The sequence below is a fragment of the Paenalcaligenes sp. DL 309 genome, assembly GCF_057475285.1.
In genome coordinates, this window is sequence record NZ_JBYBKW010000001.1 from 428,637 (window position 1) to 448,591 (window position 19,955).

At 45.5% G+C, this 19,955-nt stretch carries 14 protein-coding genes; 4 read left to right on the forward strand and 10 right to left on the reverse strand.

Annotation, left to right across the window (positions count from 1 at the left end):
• Positions 1–32: 32 nt before the first annotated feature.
• Positions 33–3,548 (reverse strand): chromosome segregation protein SMC, encoded by a 3,516-nt coding sequence (smc, locus tag AC2UZJ_RS02030; RefSeq protein ID WP_486948449.1) that lies wholly within the window; start codon positions 3,546–3,548, stop codon positions 33–35.
• 199 nt (positions 3,549–3,747) lie between these two features.
• Between smc and lplT the strand changes: the two genes are divergently transcribed.
• On the forward strand, positions 3,748–5,052 hold the full coding sequence (lplT, locus tag AC2UZJ_RS02035; RefSeq protein ID WP_486948450.1) for a lysophospholipid transporter LplT: 1,305 nt from the start codon (positions 3,748–3,750) through the stop codon (positions 5,050–5,052).
• Here the strand turns inward: lplT and AC2UZJ_RS02040 are convergent.
• Genes AC2UZJ_RS02040 through tsaB form a run of 3 tightly spaced genes read right to left on the reverse strand, consistent with a single transcriptional unit; the run spans position 5,044 to position 8,467 of the window.
• Entirely contained in the window at positions 5,044–6,414 is a 1,371-nt protein-coding gene (locus tag AC2UZJ_RS02040) for an amidase (protein WP_486948451.1), read from the reverse strand. The two genes, lplT and AC2UZJ_RS02040, sit on opposite strands and share 9 nt — an antisense overlap.
• An 8-nt stretch (positions 6,415–6,422) precedes the next feature.
• Positions 6,423–7,238 (reverse strand): uracil-DNA glycosylase, encoded by an 816-nt coding sequence (locus AC2UZJ_RS02045; RefSeq protein ID WP_486948452.1) that lies wholly within the window; start codon positions 7,236–7,238, stop codon positions 6,423–6,425.
• Positions 7,239–7,240: 2 nt separating this feature from the next.
• On the reverse strand, positions 7,241–8,467 hold the full coding sequence (tsaB, locus tag AC2UZJ_RS02050) for a tRNA (adenosine(37)-N6)-threonylcarbamoyltransferase complex dimerization subunit type 1 TsaB (protein ID WP_486948453.1): 1,227 nt from the start codon (positions 8,465–8,467) through the stop codon (positions 7,241–7,243).
• Between the two features lie 127 nt (positions 8,468–8,594).
• Between tsaB and ompR the strand changes: the two genes are divergently transcribed.
• The gene (gene ompR / locus AC2UZJ_RS02055; RefSeq protein WP_486948454.1) at positions 8,595–9,329 is read left to right on the forward strand and encodes an osmolarity response regulator transcription factor OmpR; all 735 of its coding nucleotides are present in this window, start codon (positions 8,595–8,597) and stop codon (positions 9,327–9,329) included.
• Entirely contained in the window at positions 9,301–10,725 is a 1,425-nt protein-coding gene (locus tag AC2UZJ_RS02060; RefSeq protein WP_486948455.1) for a sensor histidine kinase, read from the forward strand. Before ompR ends, AC2UZJ_RS02060 begins: the two co-directional genes overlap by 29 nt.
• A gap of 18 nt (positions 10,726–10,743) precedes the next feature.
• On the opposite strand, the gene ispF is transcribed toward AC2UZJ_RS02060, so the two are convergent.
• Both ispF and ispD read right to left on the reverse strand, forming a co-directional pair.
• On the reverse strand, positions 10,744–11,232 hold the full coding sequence (gene ispF / locus AC2UZJ_RS02065; RefSeq protein ID WP_486948456.1) for a 2-C-methyl-D-erythritol 2,4-cyclodiphosphate synthase: 489 nt from the start codon (positions 11,230–11,232) through the stop codon (positions 10,744–10,746).
• Positions 11,233–11,260: 28 nt separating this feature from the next.
• Positions 11,261–11,983, reverse strand: coding sequence for a 2-C-methyl-D-erythritol 4-phosphate cytidylyltransferase (ispD, locus tag AC2UZJ_RS02070; protein WP_486948457.1), 723 nt, complete (start codon positions 11,981–11,983; stop codon positions 11,261–11,263).
• Positions 11,984–11,995: 12 nt separating this feature from the next.
• Here ispD and mfd point away from each other — a divergent pair, with 12 nt between their 5' ends.
• The gene (mfd, locus tag AC2UZJ_RS02075; protein ID WP_486948458.1) at positions 11,996–15,475 is read left to right on the forward strand and encodes a transcription-repair coupling factor; all 3,480 of its coding nucleotides are present in this window, start codon (positions 11,996–11,998) and stop codon (positions 15,473–15,475) included.
• A gap of 11 nt (positions 15,476–15,486) precedes the next feature.
• Here the strand turns inward: mfd and serB are convergent, their stop codons facing one another.
• From serB to AC2UZJ_RS02095, 4 genes are read right to left on the reverse strand one after another with little or no spacing between them, the layout of a single operon-like run.
• On the reverse strand, positions 15,487–16,344 hold the full coding sequence (serB, locus tag AC2UZJ_RS02080; protein WP_486948459.1) for a phosphoserine phosphatase SerB: 858 nt from the start codon (positions 16,342–16,344) through the stop codon (positions 15,487–15,489).
• Between the two features lie 26 nt (positions 16,345–16,370).
• Complete coding sequence (locus AC2UZJ_RS02085) at positions 16,371–16,898, reverse strand: DUF2818 family protein (protein WP_486948460.1); 528 nt, start codon at positions 16,896–16,898, stop codon at positions 16,371–16,373.
• 12 nt (positions 16,899–16,910) lie between these two features.
• Positions 16,911–18,455, reverse strand: a complete 1,545-nt coding sequence (gene nuoN / locus AC2UZJ_RS02090) for an NADH-quinone oxidoreductase subunit NuoN (RefSeq protein WP_486948586.1) — start codon at positions 18,453–18,455, stop codon at positions 16,911–16,913.
• Between the two features lie 9 nt (positions 18,456–18,464).
• On the reverse strand, positions 18,465–19,952 hold the full coding sequence (locus tag AC2UZJ_RS02095) for an NADH-quinone oxidoreductase subunit M (RefSeq protein ID WP_486948461.1): 1,488 nt from the start codon (positions 19,950–19,952) through the stop codon (positions 18,465–18,467).
• Positions 19,953–19,955: the final 3 nt, after the last annotated feature.

Below are 19,955 nucleotides of genomic sequence, written 5' to 3' on the forward strand. Positions count from 1 at the left end.
GGTTAAACGTATTATTCATATGGTTATCTATCTTAGTGCATCATATCAACGGCTGCAGCCATATCTACCGCCACAATGCGAGATACCCCTTGTTCTTGCATAGTAACCCCTACCAATTGTTTTGCCATCTGCATTGCTATTTTATTATGCGATATAAATAAAAACTGGGTTTGATCACTCATACTCTTTACTAATTGTGTGTAGCGCTCCGTATTGGCATCATCTAAAGGTGCATCCACTTCGTCTAACAGACAAAATGGCGCGGGATTTAATTTAAAAAATGCAAAAACCAAAGCCGTTGCCGTTAAAGCTTTTTCTCCCCCCGACAATAATTGAATACTACTATTACGCTTGCCCGGAGGTTGAGCCATCACTTGCACGCCCGCATCTAGCATTTCATCACCCGTCATAATGAGTTTAGCTTCTCCCCCTCCAAACAACTGCGGAAACAACTCACCAAAATGCATATTGACGGCATTAAAGGTACTTTGTAACAGAGCCCGAGTTTCACGGTCAATCTTTCGAATGGCATCTTCTAAAGTTTCAATGGCTTCACTTAAATCATCGTGTTGTGATTGTAAATAAAACTGCCGCTCTTCGGCGGTTTTTAACTCTTCTAAAGCGGCTAGGTTTACTGCGCCCAACGCCGTTATAGCGCGGTTAATACGCTGCAACTCAGATTGCAACCACGTCAATTTACGCCATTCTTCGGGTTTACTTTCAACCACGGCCGCTAAGGCTTGCCTATCAACTTGCTGGTTATCTAACTGCTCTGCATATTGCTCTACTGCTAATCTAGCAGCCTGTTCAGCCAGTTGCAGCTCCATTACTTTTTGTCTAAGAGGCTCTACGCCCTCGGCCGTTTGGATTTTGTTGCTTTCTAAATCATGCAACTGGGCGCTGAGAGCAGCTAATTCCTTTTGCTGCTCTTGGAAGGCATCTTCACGTAAAACGCGCTGCTCTAGCGCTTCTTGCAAGCTAAGCTGCAACTCACGGACATCAATCTCTTCGTACTCATCAACTAGCCCCGCTAACTCAATTTGCGTGCGTTGCGTTAAGTCTGTGGCTTGTTGTTGACTACGTAACAGCTCTTCTATACGCAGCTGAACTACATTTTTATTGTATAGCAGGCCTTGGTTTTGTTGTTCGACTTCACGTAACTGTTCGCGCAACAAGTGCAACTGATGGTTAAGCTTTGTTAACTGATCGGCCGTCTGTTGATGGTTTTCTTGATGTTGCTCTACCAACATGGTTTGATCTTCAGCTTGCGCTGCCGTTTGCTCTGCTACTTCACGTAATTCTTCTTGCTGCTCGGTTAATTCGGCTAGCTCTACCTGCAAATGGTGCTGACGCTGCTGTAATTGCTGTGACTGCTGCTCGGCTTGCTGATAATGCAACTGCTGCTCATGGGCTTGTTGCGTATATTGCTGTAACTGTGTTTGATTGTCTTTGAGCTCAGTTTGTGCTTGCTTTAAGGTTAAGTTGGCTTGTTGCTCTGCCGCTTTAGCTTCTACAACACGGCTTTGTAAAGTGCTCAAAAGCTGCTGCTGCTGCGTGATTTGCTGCTGACGTGCTAAGACGCCCGATTGCTCGGAATCGGCGGCATACAGCAAGACTTGATGCGCTTGTACAATATGGCCTGCGGCCACCACCAGCGCCTTTTTAGGCTCTAAATCATTCAACTGTTGTAATGCACTCGTTAGATCATCCGCAATATAGAACCCTTCCAACAACTGCCTCACCACAGGCTGCCAAAGCGCATTATTAACGGTAACTAAATCCATCAACGGTTTTAAGTCTTCTCTGTGCGTGTTTTCAATAATAGATGTAGGTCGCATGAACCAAGAGCGCGCAGGTAAATCGCTTAGCTCTAGGGGTAGCTCTTGCCAATTATTAATCAATGAGGCCTGCAAACGCTGCCCTAAAACTGCCTCTAAAGCGGGCTCCCAGCCCGCTTGTATTTTGATCTGCTCCCACAACTTAACGGCATCGCCCAAACCTTGTTTCTGCAGCCATTCGGCTAATTGACCTTGGCTTTGTACTTGCTCTTGCAAATGCTGCAAAGCTTCTAACTGCGCGTGTACTTGTGTGAGCTCGCGCTCTGCTTCTTGTAATACTCGTGCACTCTGTTGTTGCGCTTCTTGCCGCTGCTGCAGCTGACCTTCCAAGACTAGGTGTTGCTGTTGTTGTTGCTGCAAGAGGGCTTTAGTTTGTTGCCACGCTGACTTATTGGCCACCACGTCAGACGGTGTATTAGCCGCTAAGACGATCTGCTCTTGTTCAAAACGTTGTTGACGCTGCTGCAATTGTTCACGCTGCTGCTGCAGACTGTCTAAACGCTGTTGAGCTAAGGCTTGCTGCTGTTGTGCTTGCTGTAATTGCTGCCTGATTTGCTCTAGCTGACTTTGCAGGGCTTGTTGTTGCTCTTGCACCGGCGCTAACTGATCATTAATTTCATCTAAACGTGCTGTGGTTTCGTCTAGTAATAAAACGGAATCCTCAAGCTCTTGTTGTTTTTGCTCTAGCTCTTCAACACTTTGCACCTGCAGCTGCTGCCATTCTTTTTGTTGTACTTCTAATTGCTGCTGTCGCTGCTGCATACGGGCTTGAGCTGTATTAGCATGGTGTATTTCAGCCTCTATACGACTAACAGCTGCGCTACCCTGGTACAAAGCCCCTTGTGCTGCTTGCACCGCGTCACTGGCTTGAGCATGCTGTTGGCGTAACTGCTCAATGCGTGTTTCTGTACTCCGCATATCAGCCATCGCCGCCTCTACCGCGGTTTGCGCTTGCTCAATAGCTAAGAAATGCTGCTTTTGTTCTTGGCGTGCATTATTTTCACGTAACCACCACAACACGTGCTGCTTTTGCTCTCCTTCAGCTTGTAAGTCTCGGTACTGTTTTGCCACTTTGGCTTGATTATCCAAGCGGCCTAACTGTTGCTCTAGCTCTTGCAATATGTCTTCTAAGCGTATGAGATTTTCTCGCGTATCGCGTAGGCGACTTTCTGTTTCTCTACGGCGCTCTTTATACTTAGAAACGCCAGCGGCTTCTTCCAAATAAACCCGTAATTCTTCCGGCTTAGCTTCAATCAGTCTATTGATCATGCCTTGACCAATGATGGCGTAACCTCTGGCTCCTAAGCCGGTGCCTAAGAAAATATCGTTAATATCACGGCGGCGTACTTGTTGACCATTAATAAAATAACCACTGCTACCATCACGCGTCAGTTCTCTACGTACAGAAATTTCTGTGTACGCTCCCCACTGCCCCACAATGCGGCCAGCGCTATTATCAAAAGTGAGCTCTACAGAAGCTCTAGCTGCGGGTTTGCGCTGGCTTGATCCATTGAAAATAACATCTTGCATAGAGCCACCACGTAGCTCGGAGGCTCGACTCTCTCCTAAGACCCAGCGTACGGCGTCAATAATGTTTGATTTTCCGCAACCATTAGGCCCTACCACGCCCACACGTTGACTAGGCGTGGGAATTACCGTGGTATCTACAAAAGACTTAAAGCCGGATAATTTTATTTGAGTAAGACGCACCAATAACCTACGAATATGAATTTAACTAAATATAAATATGTTGCGGCTTTGTATGATACCGCAGCCATTCCACTAGGTACTAATTGTAATTCGCCCAGAGCTAAAACTAAGGCTTATACTGATGCATGCTCTACAATAGAAGGCACATACATCACTCCGTTTCATTTTGTCACTACTTTACAAACCATAGAGACTCATTTTGAATAAAGGTTTTTATCTTGTGATGGCAGCCCAAGCTCTGTCATCTTTAGCTGATAATGCTCTGCTTATAGCCGCTATTGCTTTAATCGCTGACATTCAAGGCCCCGACTGGATGGCGCCTTTAATGAAATGGTGGTTTGCCTTAGCCTACGTGGTGTTAGCAGCCTTTGTAGGAGCCTTTGCCGATGCCTTTCCTAAAGGGCGGGTGATGTTTATTACTAATGCTATCAAGTTTTTAGGCTGTGCTTTAATGTTTAGCCTGCACTCTATTGCCAGCACTCAAGACTCCCAATTATTTTTTATCTTTTTTGCTTACACCCTAGTAGGTATAGGTGCTGCCGCCTACTCACCCGCTAAATACGGTATTGTGACGGAAATGCTCAAGCCCGAATTGCTCGTCAAGGGTAATAGCTGGATTGAAGGGCTAACCGTACTTTCTATTATTATAGGTACCGTTTTAGGCGGCATACTCATTCACCCCGAGATATCACCTTCTTTACAGAGTAATCCTTTTATCAGTCGTTTGGCTGAAAACCGCACTGAAGCCGCCATTCTCATTATAGGTATTATTTATTTAGCCGCTGCCGCCTGTAACTTACTCATTCCTAAAACCCATGTGGTCTACCCTAAACAACAAACTAACCCCATTGCTTTATTCCATAACTTTAACGGTTATGTGCATATATTGTGGAAAGACAAAATAGGGCAAATATCTTTGGCAGTAACTACCCTTTTTTGGGGTGCTGGTGCCACCTTGCAGTTTATTGTGATTGAATGGAGTGCTCATCAGCTAGGTTATAGATTAGATCAAGCTTCTATCTTAATGGGCGTAGCGGCAGTAGGTACTATTTTAGGGGCTTATTTAGCAGGTAAAGTGCCTTTAAACAAAGCCCTCACCGTCTTACCTATGGGCATTGCCATGGGCTTAGTGGTGCTCTTAATGCCTTATGTGAAAAGCTTATGGGCTGTTTACAGCTTATTAATACTCATTGGCGCTACTTCAGGCTTTTTTGTGGTGCCGATGAATGCCCTACTACAACACCGAGGCCATGTATTGCTTTCTGCCGGGCATTCTATTGCGGTACAAAACTTCAACGAGCAAATTAATATTTTATTTATGCTGAGTTTTTACAGCCTATTACTTTGGTTAAAAATACCCATTAACGTAATTATTACCATTTTTGGTCTGCTCGTCGCCTCTTTGATGTGTGTTTTTATTTATTGGGACAAACAAAATCACAAAAAAAACCCCAATCTGTATGCTTGTATAGGAGAAGAAGGGCATGGCAAGGCCTTAGACTAAATGATTTTCTGAACGTTTAGCGTAGAAATCACTCAGGAAGGCGGTCTCGTAAGCTGAAGCCACTTGCAAAAGCAAGCGCTCTTTATAGTTACCCGTTGCTAGCTGTAAACCCACAGGAAGATTAGGCTCTACCAAGCCGCAGGGGATAGATATAGCAGGGTGCCCAGAAAGATTGAAGGGAGCGGGATTATGTGCAGTCACTGTAAAAAAATCCTGTAACTGCCCATTTATCTCCACCTCATTCACTCCTATTTCTTGTACTGGGCAAGCCATGGCGGGAGTGGCCAACACATCAATGTATTCAAACAGTTGATCCATCTGTTGTGTTAGTTCGGCTTGGCGTTGTAGGGCTTTAATATAGTCGATGGATGAAAACTGCTCCACAGCTGTTAAAGCGGCAATCACATCAGCACCAAATTTATCTTTATATTCCTTAAGACGCTGCTCATGCACTGTGGCACCTTCACTAATCGCTAAGGCGAAAAGTGCGCCTATATCAGCACTCATAACAGGCACATCCACTTCTATTAAAACAGCCCCTAACGCCTCTAGATTTTTTAACGCCGCCTCATAGCTCGCTTTAACGCCAGCATGCGTATAATCAAAGAAAAACTGTTTAGGCACTCCCACTCGTAATCCTTTCATGGGGTGCTGTAAATTACTGCTATAAGCATTACCTGTTAAGACTTCCAAAACAAGTGCCATATCTTCAACTGTTTTCGTGAGGGGCCCTACATGATCCAAAGACGATGAAATAGGCCGAATACCTGTGCTAGGAATTAAGTTGCGCGTTGCTTTAAGCCCAATCACCCCACAGGCGGCAGCAGGCACTCGTATTGAACCACCGGTATCTGTGCCTAAAGTTACCATCGCCAAATCTGCTGCTAGAGCGGCAGCACTACCACCGCTAGAACCCGCAGGCGTATAACTACGATTCCAAGGGTTTTGCACAGCACCATAAAATGGATTTTGACTGGTCATACCAAACGCGTACTCATGTAAATTTAACTTACCTAAATTGATGGCACCGGCATGCTGCATACTTCTAACGGCAGGCGCATCGCTATCAGGCACAAAATGCTCTTCAACCAAAGACCCACTCGTGGTACGTAAACCTTTAGTGTAAATATTATCTTTATAAGCCACTGGAATACCTTCAAGCAGCCCTTGCGCCTCACCAAGTTGATAACGCTGCGTGGCTATTTGAGCCTGTTTACGTGCTTGATCTGCATTGACAGTGATGTAAATATTACTATCTGTATGTTTTTCTATACGGGCTAGATAATCTTCGGCTATCTCTAGGGGGGATAGTTTTTTCTCTAAAAAAAGCTGACGCATTTGTGCAATAGTTAAATTTTTCATTTCATCTCCTACCCTATTTTTTCTTTTTTAATTAATAATAAATCATGCCAAACCTGCGCTTTGAGCTGTGGGCGCAACAATAATGAAGCCGGATGATAGCTAACCACCACTGGCAAGGTACGCCCTTGGGTATCTTGCCAACTCTGCAGCCGCCCCCGTAAGGCTTCAAAGGGCTGCTTGGTACCTAAAAACATAGCCGCCGCTTTTGATCCTAGCAACAATAAACGTTGCGGCTGTATGAGCTCAATTTGTCTTAATAAAATAGCATTACATGCTTGTAAATACTCTAAAGAGGGTTTAGCACTGCTGGAGGAACGGCATTTCAACAGCTGCGTTAAATACAGCTGTTGTTCTATATTGATACCTATACTTTGCATTTGAGCCACAAACAACTCACCACTCTTTCCTTGCATAGGCAAACCAGCTAACTCTTCATGACTACTCGGGGCTGTACTAATCACAAACCAATCAGGCTGTTGAGTTTGACCCGCCCCCCAGACGGTTTGAGTACGCTGCTGAGATAAATCGCAGTCTTGGCATTGCTCCACATGCGCTTGTAATTGTGCTAGGCTCAGTTGGCTTAAATCTGCGGCCTTCGCCGGTATGGTTATCACCTTCTCTTCGCTTGCCGCTGCAGATTTTGCTGGTGGAACTTCTACTACCGCTGGAGCAGATTTCTTGAGTAATTGATTTAGCTCCTTGCTCGCAACAGACTTGGCTTTTTCAACCTCTTTGCCCTTTTCTCTATAAGGGGCAAGAAAGGGCATAGCCACCTGTATTTCCCGCAGCCAGCTCTGCTGTAAAGTAGATAGAACTAATGACATAATTAGGCAATTACCTTCGTATAAAGAACAGCATCTTCACGCTCACCCAAAGCAGTATTTACTTGCTTATAGTAATTTTTGCGTAAACCCACTTGGTTATATCCCGCCCCTTCGTAGAGCTCTATAGCAGATGTATTACTGTGGCGTACTTCCAAATGAATAACTCTACAACCTTGCGCACGGGCATGTTGCTCTGCATAGCTTAACAGCTGCTGGGCAATACCTTGACGCTGATGCTCATTGGCTACGCCTATTAATAATAGCTCACACTCATCCGCGGCGGGCATCAATAATGCATAAGCCACCACCACATCATTAAAGACCGCTACCCAAGCCCAATGACCTGCATCCAAACTATCTTGAAATTGTTTTTCAGACCAAGGGGTAAATTGTAATTCGGCCTCCAGGGAAGCAACCGTCACAACATCTGCAGCCTGCAGTGCACGTATTTGTACTGACTGCCAACTAGCAGACGGATTACCCCCCAAACCCGTTTCACGCTCAGCAATAGTAAACGCCACCCGATTACGCACATATAAAGGCGCCGCTAACGCCGGGTCTAGCAATGCATCTTGCTCATAAGCAAGTAATCCTAAACGGGCAATGGTGTCTGAATGAGCTAACTCGGTATCACCTAATACATAACCCGCTGCGCTTAACTCAGAAGCTAAACCCTCAAAAGCCACTAAAGCATCCCCCGAGATACGCATCACATGATTTGCTCCCAAGGCCATTTGCTGCTCTCTTAGCTTCTGCAGATACTGCTGAAACTGCGCTACGCTGATTAAAATAGGTTTATGAAAACTGTACCACCCGGTAGAAGTACGTTGATAAATCCCCACGTACAGCTCTTGCATACGAGCATCGGTAATCACCACCTCAATACAACCACCCTCTATGGGGGGTTGTTGAGCAGCTATAGCCAATAAAGAAGAGACGGGCGCCACTTTTAACCCCAGAGCATAAGCTAAGCCCTGAGCCACACCACAGGCGACGCGTAAACCTGTAAACCCACCCGGCCCTTGGGCGAAGGCAATAGCATGCAACTCTGCTTTACTTATGTCTGCTTCCTGTAAAACCTGCTCTACTAAAGGTAAAATACGCTCAGCATGCTGGGTGCTGCCACTATGATGCGCCGAATACACAGCTATTTGTTCTGCATGTGTACTTAATGCAGAGACACCACAAACACTGCTGGCACTATCAAGCGCTAATATGTTGATTTTCATAGCCTTATTCTCGTAACTATATGTTACTATATGTAATATTATAGCCCTATTAGGGGCCTAAAAGCATCAAATGTAAAAAATCCCTACCGACCTGTACGACACGCTTTTTGCCTGTTACATTTTAAGCATGAACACACATAATCAACCTCTAACAAAAAAAATACTCGTCGTCGATGATGATCCTCGTCTACGTGATTTATTGCGGCGCTATCTAAGTGAACAAGGCTTCAATGTCTTTGTGGCCGAAGATGGCAAAGAAATGTCTAAGCTGTGGCAACGTGAACACTTTGATTTACTTGTACTTGATTTAATGCTGCCAGGCGAAGACGGACTCTCAATATGTCGACGTTTACGTGGAGGTCACGATAACACACCTATTATAATGCTAACGGCAAAAGCGGAAGAAATCGACCGCATTGTTGGCTTAGAAATGGGGGCAGACGATTATTTAGTTAAGCCATTCAACCCGCGCGAATTACTCGCCCGCGTGAATGCCATTTTACGCCGTCGCGGCACCGAAGAACATCCCGGTGCTCCTAGTCAAGAAAATGAGGCCATCGACTTTGGTCCTTACACCTTGAACTTATCGACGCGCACATTAACTAAAGGAGAAGACGTTGTACCCATTACCACTGGTGAATTTTCCGTATTAAAAGTGTTTGCTCGCCACCCTAAAGTGCCTTTATCCCGAGACAAACTCATGGAGTTAGCACGCGGTCGCGAATACGAAGCCTTTGATCGTAGTTTAGACGTTCAAATTTCCCGTCTACGCAAACTCATAGAACCCAACCCTTCCAAGCCGGTATTTATACAGACCGTATGGGGCCTGGGCTATGTATTTGTACCCGATGGCGGCAACTAACAGCAAAAATGCAACTAAAGCTAAAAAGCCCCCTTTTAAAATGGGGCTTTTTAGTCGTACCTTTTTTCTATTACTCGGCCTCATGGGCATGAGTTTTGGTATTTGGCTACAAACCTTTTTCTCTATGGAATCCGGGCCTCGCGCTCTACAAATGGCTGAACGTGTTATTACCTCAGTCAGTGTTACTCGTTCCGCATTAATTTACGCCCCCGTCGATTTACGCCCTACTTTGCTCTTAGACCTTGCCACTCAAGAAAGTATAAGAGTGCAACCTCGCGACGGCGACGATGTGCTTAAACCCATGCCTCGCTCCTCATATTGGCTTAAAGTTTCCAGAGAAGTACGGCAAGGCTTAGGCAGTCAAACGCTTATCATGTGGTCGGTGAATGATGCCCCTGGCATTTGGGTTTCTTTTGATTTAAATGATGAGCAGTATTGGTTAGTTTTTGACCGAGAGCAGCTCAGTTTAATTGCGGGTGCTGAATGGTTAGGCTGGGTGTTATCTGCCTTTCTCTTGGCTTTTTTAGGCGCTGCTATTAGTGTGCGTTTTGTCAATCGACCCCTTGCACGTTTAGCTCAGGTCACGCAACAACTATCACGTGGTGAAACTCCTTCCCCTCTACCAGAAAAAGGCCCTGCTGAAATACGTGATATGAATGTGGCCTTTAATCGTATGATGCGTGATATTCGGCAATCAGAAATGGATAGGGAGATTATGCTGGCGGGGATTTCGCACGATTTACGTACCCCCTTAGCCCGTATGCGTTTAGAAATTGAACTCTCAAATGTAAGCGATGAAACCCGCCAAGCCATTGATGAAGATTTAGCGCAAATTGATCACAGCATTGGCCAGCTTATGGAGTATGCGCGCCCTGCCACCCAAGCTCCCGCTGAAGGCGTAAATATCAGTCAAGCTCTACAAGAACTCTTTGAGCGCGAACGCAGCCATACAGAAAGCTTAGGTGGAGAGTTAAGTGCTGATATACAGCCAAATCTGTATGCCTTAATTGATGCCAATGATCTAAAGCGCATAGTCAGTAATTTAATTGAAAATGCTCGCCGGTATGGGCGTAGCAGCACCGATAACAAAGCTTACATTCGACTTACTCTAAGCAGTAAAGGGAATCAGATAGAAATTAAGGTTCAAGACCAAGGAGAAGGAGTTGAAGAGCATGAAATACAACGTCTCTTGCGCCCATTCTCTAGAGGGGAACTGGCACGCACAGGCGTGAATGGCGCAGGTTTAGGTTTAGCTATAGTAGAACGTTTACTGCATCAAGTGAATGGCCGTTTAGAACTACACTCACCCGCAGGCCAAGGCCTAACTGCCCGCATCATTCTCCCTAAACTTAGGCTCAAAGCACGTGAGACTAATCGTAAGGCAAATAAACCATGAATCTACACTACAACGTAGTTAAACATTTTTCTGCAGCAGGCTAACCACATTTGCCGCTATACCTTCTTTGCGCCCTAAATACCCTAAGCCTTCATTGGTCTTAGCTTTGATATTAATGCTATCTCTTTCAATAGCTAAGTCAGACGCTAAATTGGCAATCATTGCCGCAGCATGTGGCCCCATTTTGGGTGCTTGAGCATGAATGGTGGCATCAATATTAATCACTCTCCAGCCCGCAGCATGCACTAATTGCACAGCCGCTCGTAGTAACACACGGCTATCGGCCCCTTTATAACGGGGATCGGTATCCGGGAAATGCCGGCCAATATCACCCAATGCCGCGGCACCCAAAATCGCATCGGTAACTGCATGTAACAATACATCGGCATCCGAATGGCCCATTAAACCATGTGTATGGGGAATGTTAACGCCCCCAATAATAAGGGGGCGATCTTCTACTAAGGCATGCACATCAAAGCCTTGCCCTACACGTATATTTATACCCATATTTATACCTATATATCTATTCCTAGTCCTACAACCATTTTTCTAATAGCTGAAAATCACCCGGCCATGTGATTTTGAAATTTTGTGGTGCTCCTTGAATCAATAATGGGCTATAACCCATTTGCTCCATAGCTGAAGCCTCATCAGTGATGACTAGGTTTTTAGCCTTTGCTTGTGCCAAAGCTGTCCTCAACTCATCGGCTTTAAACATTTGTGGTGTTTGCGCTAACCATAAATGCTCGCGCTCCAAGGTTTTTTCTACGCTGGGGCTGATATCAGCCGATGGTTGTGCTCTTTTAACGGTATCGGGTACGGGTATAGCTAACAAACCACCCTGATCGTGTTCTAAACAGGTATCAATTAGCCGTTTTAAGGCTTCAGCAGGCAGACCGGGGCGCGCTGCATCATGCACCACTACCCATTCATCGTCTTTAGCATTAAGATCAACTAAGCCGTTATGAATAGTTTCGGCCCGAGTTTCTCCTCCTACATGACGCCATGAGGTACGAGGCAATCCGGCTAAAGCACGTTCAGCCCAGGTATCAGTTGGGCTTACAATAACTCGCACATGCTCTATACGCGGATCGGCTAACATAGCTAACACCGATAGGCGTAACATGGGTAAACCATTTACCAACTCGTACTGCTTGGGCAGGTCAGACGTTAATATAGCAGCCGTAGACTGCCGTCTCGCCCTCGCGCCTATGCCGGCAGCAGGCATTAACGCAATTATTTTTTTAGATTTAGACATCGCTTTTTTCCTATGAGCAAATCCACACAATCTTCAGAGTATAACTATACCCCGTATCTTAGCAGTACGATGGCTTGTTTACAGGCTTTAAAAACAGGACAACGTTATCAGCAGTCTATGCCCCCTGGTTCGGGCGATGCCTTCTTACTGGCTGATCTGGCACGTCAAAGCCCCCATGCCTTGGTGGTTTTTTGTGCTGATCCAGTCGATGAACAGCGGCTTACTCACGAGCTCATGCTGTTTGCTCCTGAGCTTAAAATTCATGCTTTCCCAGATTGGGAAACCTTAGCTTACGATAGTTTCTCGCCCCATGAAGATTTAATTTCTACACGTCTAAAAACCTTAAATGCCTTATTAAATGATGAGGTGCAAGTATTAATCATCCCTGTAAGCACGGCACTTTATCGTTTAGCCCCTCCTGCTTTTTTAGCGGCTTATAGTTTTAGCTTTAAGCAAGGCGATGTCTTAGATGAGCATCAGCTACGAGAGCAAATGGTATTAGCGAATTACAGTCACACCACCCAAGTCACCGCTCCGGGGGAGTTCTCTATACGTGGTGGGCTGATTGATATTTTCCCTATGGGCTCAGTAGTACCCTACCGCTTAGATTTATTCGATAATGAAATTGAATCCCTACGGGCCTTTGATGCAGATACTCAGCGCACCTTATATCCCGTCCAATCCATAAATTTATTACCTGGCCGTGAATTTCCTTTAGATGAAACCGCACGTGCTTTGTTTAGATCACGCTTTAGAGAGCAATTTGAAGGTGACCCTTCCCGGGCCTTACCTTATAAAGACATAGGAAATGGCATTGCTTTTGCGGGTATAGAATATTACTTGCCCTTATTTTTTGAAGAAACAGCCACTATTTTTGATTACTTACCTAAAAACAGTGTGGTGGTAACCCATGGTTTAGCTCAACCCGCCATTGATGGTTTTTTAGCAGATACCGCTCAACGCTATAATTTCTTAAAAAGTGATGCAGAACGCCCTGTGCTGCCGCCTGAGGCCTTGTTTTTAAATGGCGATGCCTTTTTTCAAGCCTTAAAATCCTTTGCTCGTTTAGACCTAAAAAAAGACGGTATGCATCCGGACTTTATGGAGGTGCCCAATGTGGCCGTGGCACGGCGTGCTGAAGACCCTCTCAGTGCCTTTCGTACTGAAGTACGAGACACTAGCCGCCGCACATTACTGTGCGCTGACTCGGCCGGTAGACGTGAAACCTTACAGCAAATGCTAGCGGAGTTTAACCTTAACCCTGACACCCAATGTCAGGATCTACATGATTTTCTCCAAGGTGATAGCCCTTTTGCTTTGGTCACAGCCGCTTTATTTCAGGGCTTTGCGCTCAAAGAAGCCGCTGTTACTCTACTGACTGAAAATGACCTTTATCCCCATCAAGTCCGTACGGCACAACGCCGTCGTAGAGCACAGCGCACGAATGTAGAGGCTATGGTCAAAGACCTTTCCGAACTACGTGAAGGGGATCCTGTGGTACACACAGAGCACGGTATAGGGCGCTATCAAGGCTTGATTGAAATGGATTTAGGCGAAGGCCCCGTCGAGTTGTTACATTTAGAATATGCCAACGAGGCCACGCTTTATGTGCCTGTGGCACAGCTGCATGTTATTGCCCGTTATAGCGGCACCGACGCAGAGTCTGCCCCTCTACATCAACTAGGCTCAGGCCAATGGGAAAAAGCCCGCCAGAAAGCCGCTAAACAAGCAAGAGATACGGCCGCTGAGCTATTATCTCTTTATGCGCAGCGCGCCTTACGTGAAGGTCAACGCTATCAAGTCCCTACTAATGATTACGAAGCTTTTGTAGCTGGCTTTGGCTTTGAACCCACCGCTGATCAAGCAGCCGCTATTGAGGCCGTATTAGATGATATGAAATCCGGCCAACCTATGGATAGGTTGATTTGCGGTGATGTGGGTTTTGGTAAAACCGAAGTGGCACTACGCGCTGCCTTTGTGGCCGTAGCCAATGGTAAGCAAGTGGCCATTTTATGTCCTACTACGCTCTTAGTGGAGCAACACGCTCAAACCTTCGCCGATCGGTTTGCGGATTGGCCGGTACAAGTAGCGGAACTCTCTCGCTTTAGAAACAGCAAAGAAACCAAAGCCACCATTGAAGGTTTAGCCAAAGGAACGGTAGATATTGTAATTGGCACGCATCAAATACTCTCTAAAAATGTAAAGTTTAATGATTTAGGCATGGTGATTATTGATGAGGAGCACCGTTTTGGGGTACGCCAAAAAGAAGCCTTAAAAGCCTTACGCGCTGAGGTGGATATTCTTACGCTCACCGCTACTCCTATTCCACGCACCTTAGGAATGTCTTTAGAAGGAATTCGAGACTTTTCTATTATTGCCACCGCACCTGAAAAACGCTTAGCCATTAAAACCTTCGTGCGCCGTGAAGATGACGGCACCATACGTGAAGCTTTATTGCGCGAACTACGACGCGGCGGCCAAGTGTATTTTTTGCACAATGAAGTTAGTACTATTGAAAACCGTAGAGCCCGCTTAGAAGAATTATTGCCAGAGGCCCGTATAGGTGTAGCTCATGGCCAAATGGGAGAGCGTGAATTAGAAAGCGTGATGAAAGATTTCTATCAAAAACGTTTTAATGTGTTGCTCTGTACCACCATTATAGAAACCGGCCTAGACGTGCCTACCGCCAATACCATTGTGATACAGCGTGCCGATAAACTGGGGCTAGCGCAGTTACATCAACTACGGGGCCGGGTGGGTCGCTCACACCATCAGGCCTATGCCTATATGCTCACCCCCGGTGAAGATGCGATGACCAGCAATGCAAAAAAACGCTTAGAAGCCATTCAAGCCATGGATGAATTGGGCTCGGGTTTCTTTTTAGCCATGAATGACTTAGAAATACGAGGGGCCGGTGAAGTCTTAGGTGAACATCAATCCGGTAATATTCAAGAAATTGGTTTTTCCATGTATTCGGACATGCTCAATAAAGCCGTGAAATCTTTAAAAGCGGGTGAGGAGCCGGATTTATTATCGCCTTTTGAAGCCAAGTGCGAGGTAAATTTACGCAGTCCAGCCTTATTACCTAATGATTATTGCCCCGATGTGCATGCACGCCTAGGTTTTTATAAAAAACTCTCTCATGCCGAAAATGTTCAAGATATTGATGATATACAAGAAGAGCTAATTGACAGATATGGTTTACTGCCTGAGCCCGCTAAAACCTTGATCACAGTGCATCAGCTACGCCTCAAAGGTGAAACTCTTGGTTTAGATAAAATTGACGCCCAAGAAGATCAACTGGTGCTGCAATTTAATGCCAAGCCTAATGTGGATCCAGTGTTATTAATTGAACTGGTGCAACAAGACAAAACCATGCGTTTTAGTGGCCCAGATAAACTAAGGGTGGCCCTAGCTGAGGCCACCCCTATAGAAAAACGAGTGCAAAAATTGAATAAATTATTTAAACAACTGGGCTTAAAAGCTGCCTAGATAGATAGCTATTAATGACTGAGCCTAAACCAATTAATGATGGCGTCTAAGGGCGCCACATTTAAGGCAAAACGCGCTTGCTCTTGAACTACAGGCTTGGCTCTATACGCAACGGAATAATAGGCCTGCGCCAGCATAGGTAAATCATTAGCCCCGTCACCCACAGCAATGATTTGCTCTGGCGTAGCCTCTAGCTCTTTAGCTAAACGGGCCACGTGATCAGCTTTGGTTTGTGAGCCAACGATATCACCCACTACACGGCCAGTGAGTTTACCGTCTTTAATTTCCAAGGTATTAGAATAGGCTTCATCGATACCAAGGCGCTCTTTAAGGCGCTCAGTAAAGAAAGTGAAACCACCCGAAACTAATAAGGTACGTACACCGTGCTGCTTGGCTACTTTTACTAAACGTTCAGCACCGGCGTTAAGCTGTAAGCGCTGATCGTAAACCTGCTGTAACGCAGACTCAGGCACACCTTCTAGTAAGGCCACACGACGCGTTAAGCTCTCAGCAAAATCGCTAATCTCACCACGCATCGCCGCCTCAGTAATCGCTGAAACCTCAGCTTTTTTACCTACTGCCGCCGCAATTTCGTCTATGCATTCTATATTGATCAGCGTGGAGTCCATATCCATGGCCAGCACTTTCATTTCACGTAACAAATGCACAGGATCAATGAATGCGTAATCAATATGCGCTTGCTTACAGGCAGTAATAATATCGGCCTTAGTACTGGTATCAGTATCTACGCCCAATAAACGTATAGCTGTAGGGGCTAGCTCTTGAATGCCTTCGGCATTCGCAATGGCAGCAATTCTTTCAACCGTTAACGGTTCTAGCTGTATAGCTTGTAATAATAAGTTTGACATAAAATAAATACGAAACAGCTACGACCTTATACGGCCAATACTCGTCTACGTTTTAATAAATAACGCAACACAAAACCAGGATAGGCCAAAATCATAAATAAGCTATAGGTGATGGCATAAAACTCCCACTGTTGCGGAAACACATTACCTAGACTGGACTCAAAGCCTACACCGAGTAAGCCCATAAAAAGATACAACACGGTGGTTTCAAGTAAACGCGCAAAGAAAGACTTCTGGATGGTGTGATGACGGTATGACCAGACTGGAATAGCAAACACCACCGCCATAATCACCACAAACACTAAGCTAGCTAATAGCAACTGCATTAAGCTTACAAAAAACATTTGGCTTAATGCTGTGTGTATGCCCCACCCTACGGCAACTAAACACCCCGTGTAAGCAATAAATAACAGATAGCGCAAGACAACGGGGCGATCGGGCTCACCTTTTTGTTGCCAGGGTAAAAATAATAGAGGTCGCTGTATATACATAGGTATATTTGCAGCAATTAGCGACAATAAAATTAATACCCAAACAGCAGCATTTTGACTCATGATAAACCTAAATTAAAAGCGAAGTGACTCTTGAATAACTCGTATGCTGATTTCCATGAGACCGTTTGGCAAAATACCTAAGCCAATAATGAGTACACCATTAAGCACCAATACCGATTTGGCTATAGCACCTGCTTGTAAAGGCTGTGCTAGCACGTCGTTTTCAGGCTCATCAAAGTAAGCGGCTTTCACCACACGAATGTAGTAGAACGCACCCACTAATGACATCATCACAGCAACCACGGCAATACTCACATGACCTACCCCTATTACCGCTTGTAATACGCTTAATTTCGCGTAGAAGCCGGCTAAAGGAGGAATACCCGCCAAAGAAAACATAGATAATAAAAGCAATAAAGCTAGCCAAGGATGACGACGGTTTAAGCCTTTAAGGTCTGCAATATTCTCACACTCGAAGCCTTTGCGGCTCAGTATTAAAATAATGCCAAAGGTAGAAAGCGTGGTTAACACATAAATAATGGTGTAGAACAAAGCGGCGCCATAGGCAAAATTAGCTATAGCCACATCTTGCCCAATTAATTGACGTATAAAACCCGTTAAACCTTCAGCCGGTGCCACCCCTGTTTCTACTCCAGACAAAAGCCCTAAAAAGATAAAACCCATATGAGAAATAGTGGAATAGGCCAGCATGCGTTTGAAGTTAGTCTGCATTAGGGCGGTTAAGTTCCCCACCACTAAAGACAGCACTGCCATCAAAAGCAACATAGGCTGCCAATCTAAGGCAATGCCATGCAAGCCCTCAACCAGAAGACGCAAAGTAACCACCATAGCAGCAAGCTTGGGGGCAGCTGCAATAATTAAGGTTACCGTAGTGGGTGCGCCTTGGTAGACGTCAGGAGTCCACATATGGAAAGGTGCTGCAGTAAGCTTAAAAGCTAAGCCTGAAACCACAAACACCACACCAAACACCAAAGCTAAACGCTGCGCTTCACCTGCAGAGACTACAGCTGCAATCTCTTGTAAGTCTAAAGAACCGGTAGCACCATACACCATGGATAAACCGTATAACAATACCCCAGAAGATAACGCCCCTAAGATAAAGTATTTCATGGCCGCTTCGGTGGCTTGTACATGCTCTCTACGTATAGCAACCAAGGCATACAAGGAGAAAGACATCAACTCTACGCCTAAGAAAACCATGACTAAATTACCGGCAGAGATCATGAGCAACTGACCTAGCAGCGCCGTCATAGTGAGGGTATAAATCTCACCCCCACGCTCTACCATTTCACGGTTTTCTGCGTATTGTCTACCATAAAGCAAAGTCACTGAGACGGCTATACAAGACAACAGCTTCAAGAAGTGAGACAGTGAATCAACCACATAGAGGCCACTAAAGCTTGTACCTACTATTTCATTACTCCATTGCCACAACACCACTAGAGCGACAATAATTAAACTAAGCTGCGTTAAAGCAAAGGTGGTGTGCCTAGACTCTGTTTTTGAGAAGGCATCAAAAACCAGCACTCCCGCAGCCAGTATCAACAGCAGGATCTCAGGCAGGGCCAGAGCGAAATCAAATGTATTTTGCATAATGTTCCCGGTCTACAATTTCGATACAGATACGTGCTGCAGCAGAGCATCGACGGAGACGTGCATAACTTCTGTAAAGGGAGCGGGATATAAACCCATACCTAATACAGCAATTGCTAACACCCCCAACATAAAGAACTCGCGGCCGCTGAGATCACTCATTTTACCCACTGCAGGGTTAGTCACGGGGCCATATGCCACCCGTTTGAGCATCCAAAGAGAATACGTCGCACCCGTAATTAATGCCGTAGCAGTTAATAAACCGATCCAGAAATTGTACTCAACTGCCCCCATAATGACGGTGAACTCACCAATAAAGCCACTGGTACCAGGCAAACCACTGTTTGCCATAGAAAACAGTACGAAGAAAGCGACAAAGCGCGGCATCACATTAATCACACCACCATAATCGGCAATCTCACGGGAGTGTAAACGGTCATACATCACCCCAATACACAAGAACATGGCAGCTGATACAAAACCGTGCGAAATCATTTGCATGATGGCACCTTCCATACCCGTGGCATTGAAGATGAAAAAGCCTAAGGTAACAAACCCCATGTGCGCTACTGAAGAGTAAGCCACCAGTTTTTTCATGTCTTTTTGTACAATGGCCACGAGGCCAATGTACACCACAGCCACCAAAGACAAGGCAATCATTAAGCCCGATAAGCTGTGCGATGCATCAGGCGCGATAGGTAAGGAAAAGCGCAAGAAACCGTACGCACCTAGCTTCAACATAATGGCAGCTAATACGACTGAACCTCCCGTAGGCGCTTCTACGTGTGCATCGGGTAACCACGTATGTACTGGCCACATAGGGACTTTTACCGCAAATGCCATTAATAACGCGAGGAAAAGCAGTATTTGTGGGTGTAGTTCTAGGGGCAATTTATGCCACGTGGCAATGTCAAAGCTACCGCCAGACTGATGCCATAAATACACAAACGCCACTAAGGTTAAGAGGGATCCTAATAAGGTATAGAGGAAAAACTTAACTGAGGCATAAACCCGACGTGGACCACCCCACACCCCAATAATGAGGTACATAGGGATTAATGTGGCTTCAAAGAACACATAAAACAGCATGCCATCTGCGGCGGCAAACACACCGACCATCAGTCCCGATAAAATGAGGAAAGCCCCAAAATATTGAGCAACACGATCTTTGATGACTTCCCAACCAGCTATCACCACAATAATAGTGATAAAGGCGGTGAGCAGTACAAACCACATAGAAATACCATCTATGCCTAGGTGGTAATTGATTTTAAAACTCTCAATCCACGGAGCAAACTCCACGAATTGTAAGTCAGCTGTAGTGGGATCAAAGCCCGTATACAGAGGAATAGTTACAAGAAACGCGACGATGGAACCAACCAATGCCAATAATCGAGTGAAATTGGCACGGTCGTCTCGCCCTAGAGCGAGGACTAGAAGCCCCGCCACTATGGGCGTAAAAATCGCGAGCGTTAACCAAGGAAAAGTAGAGGACGCCATATC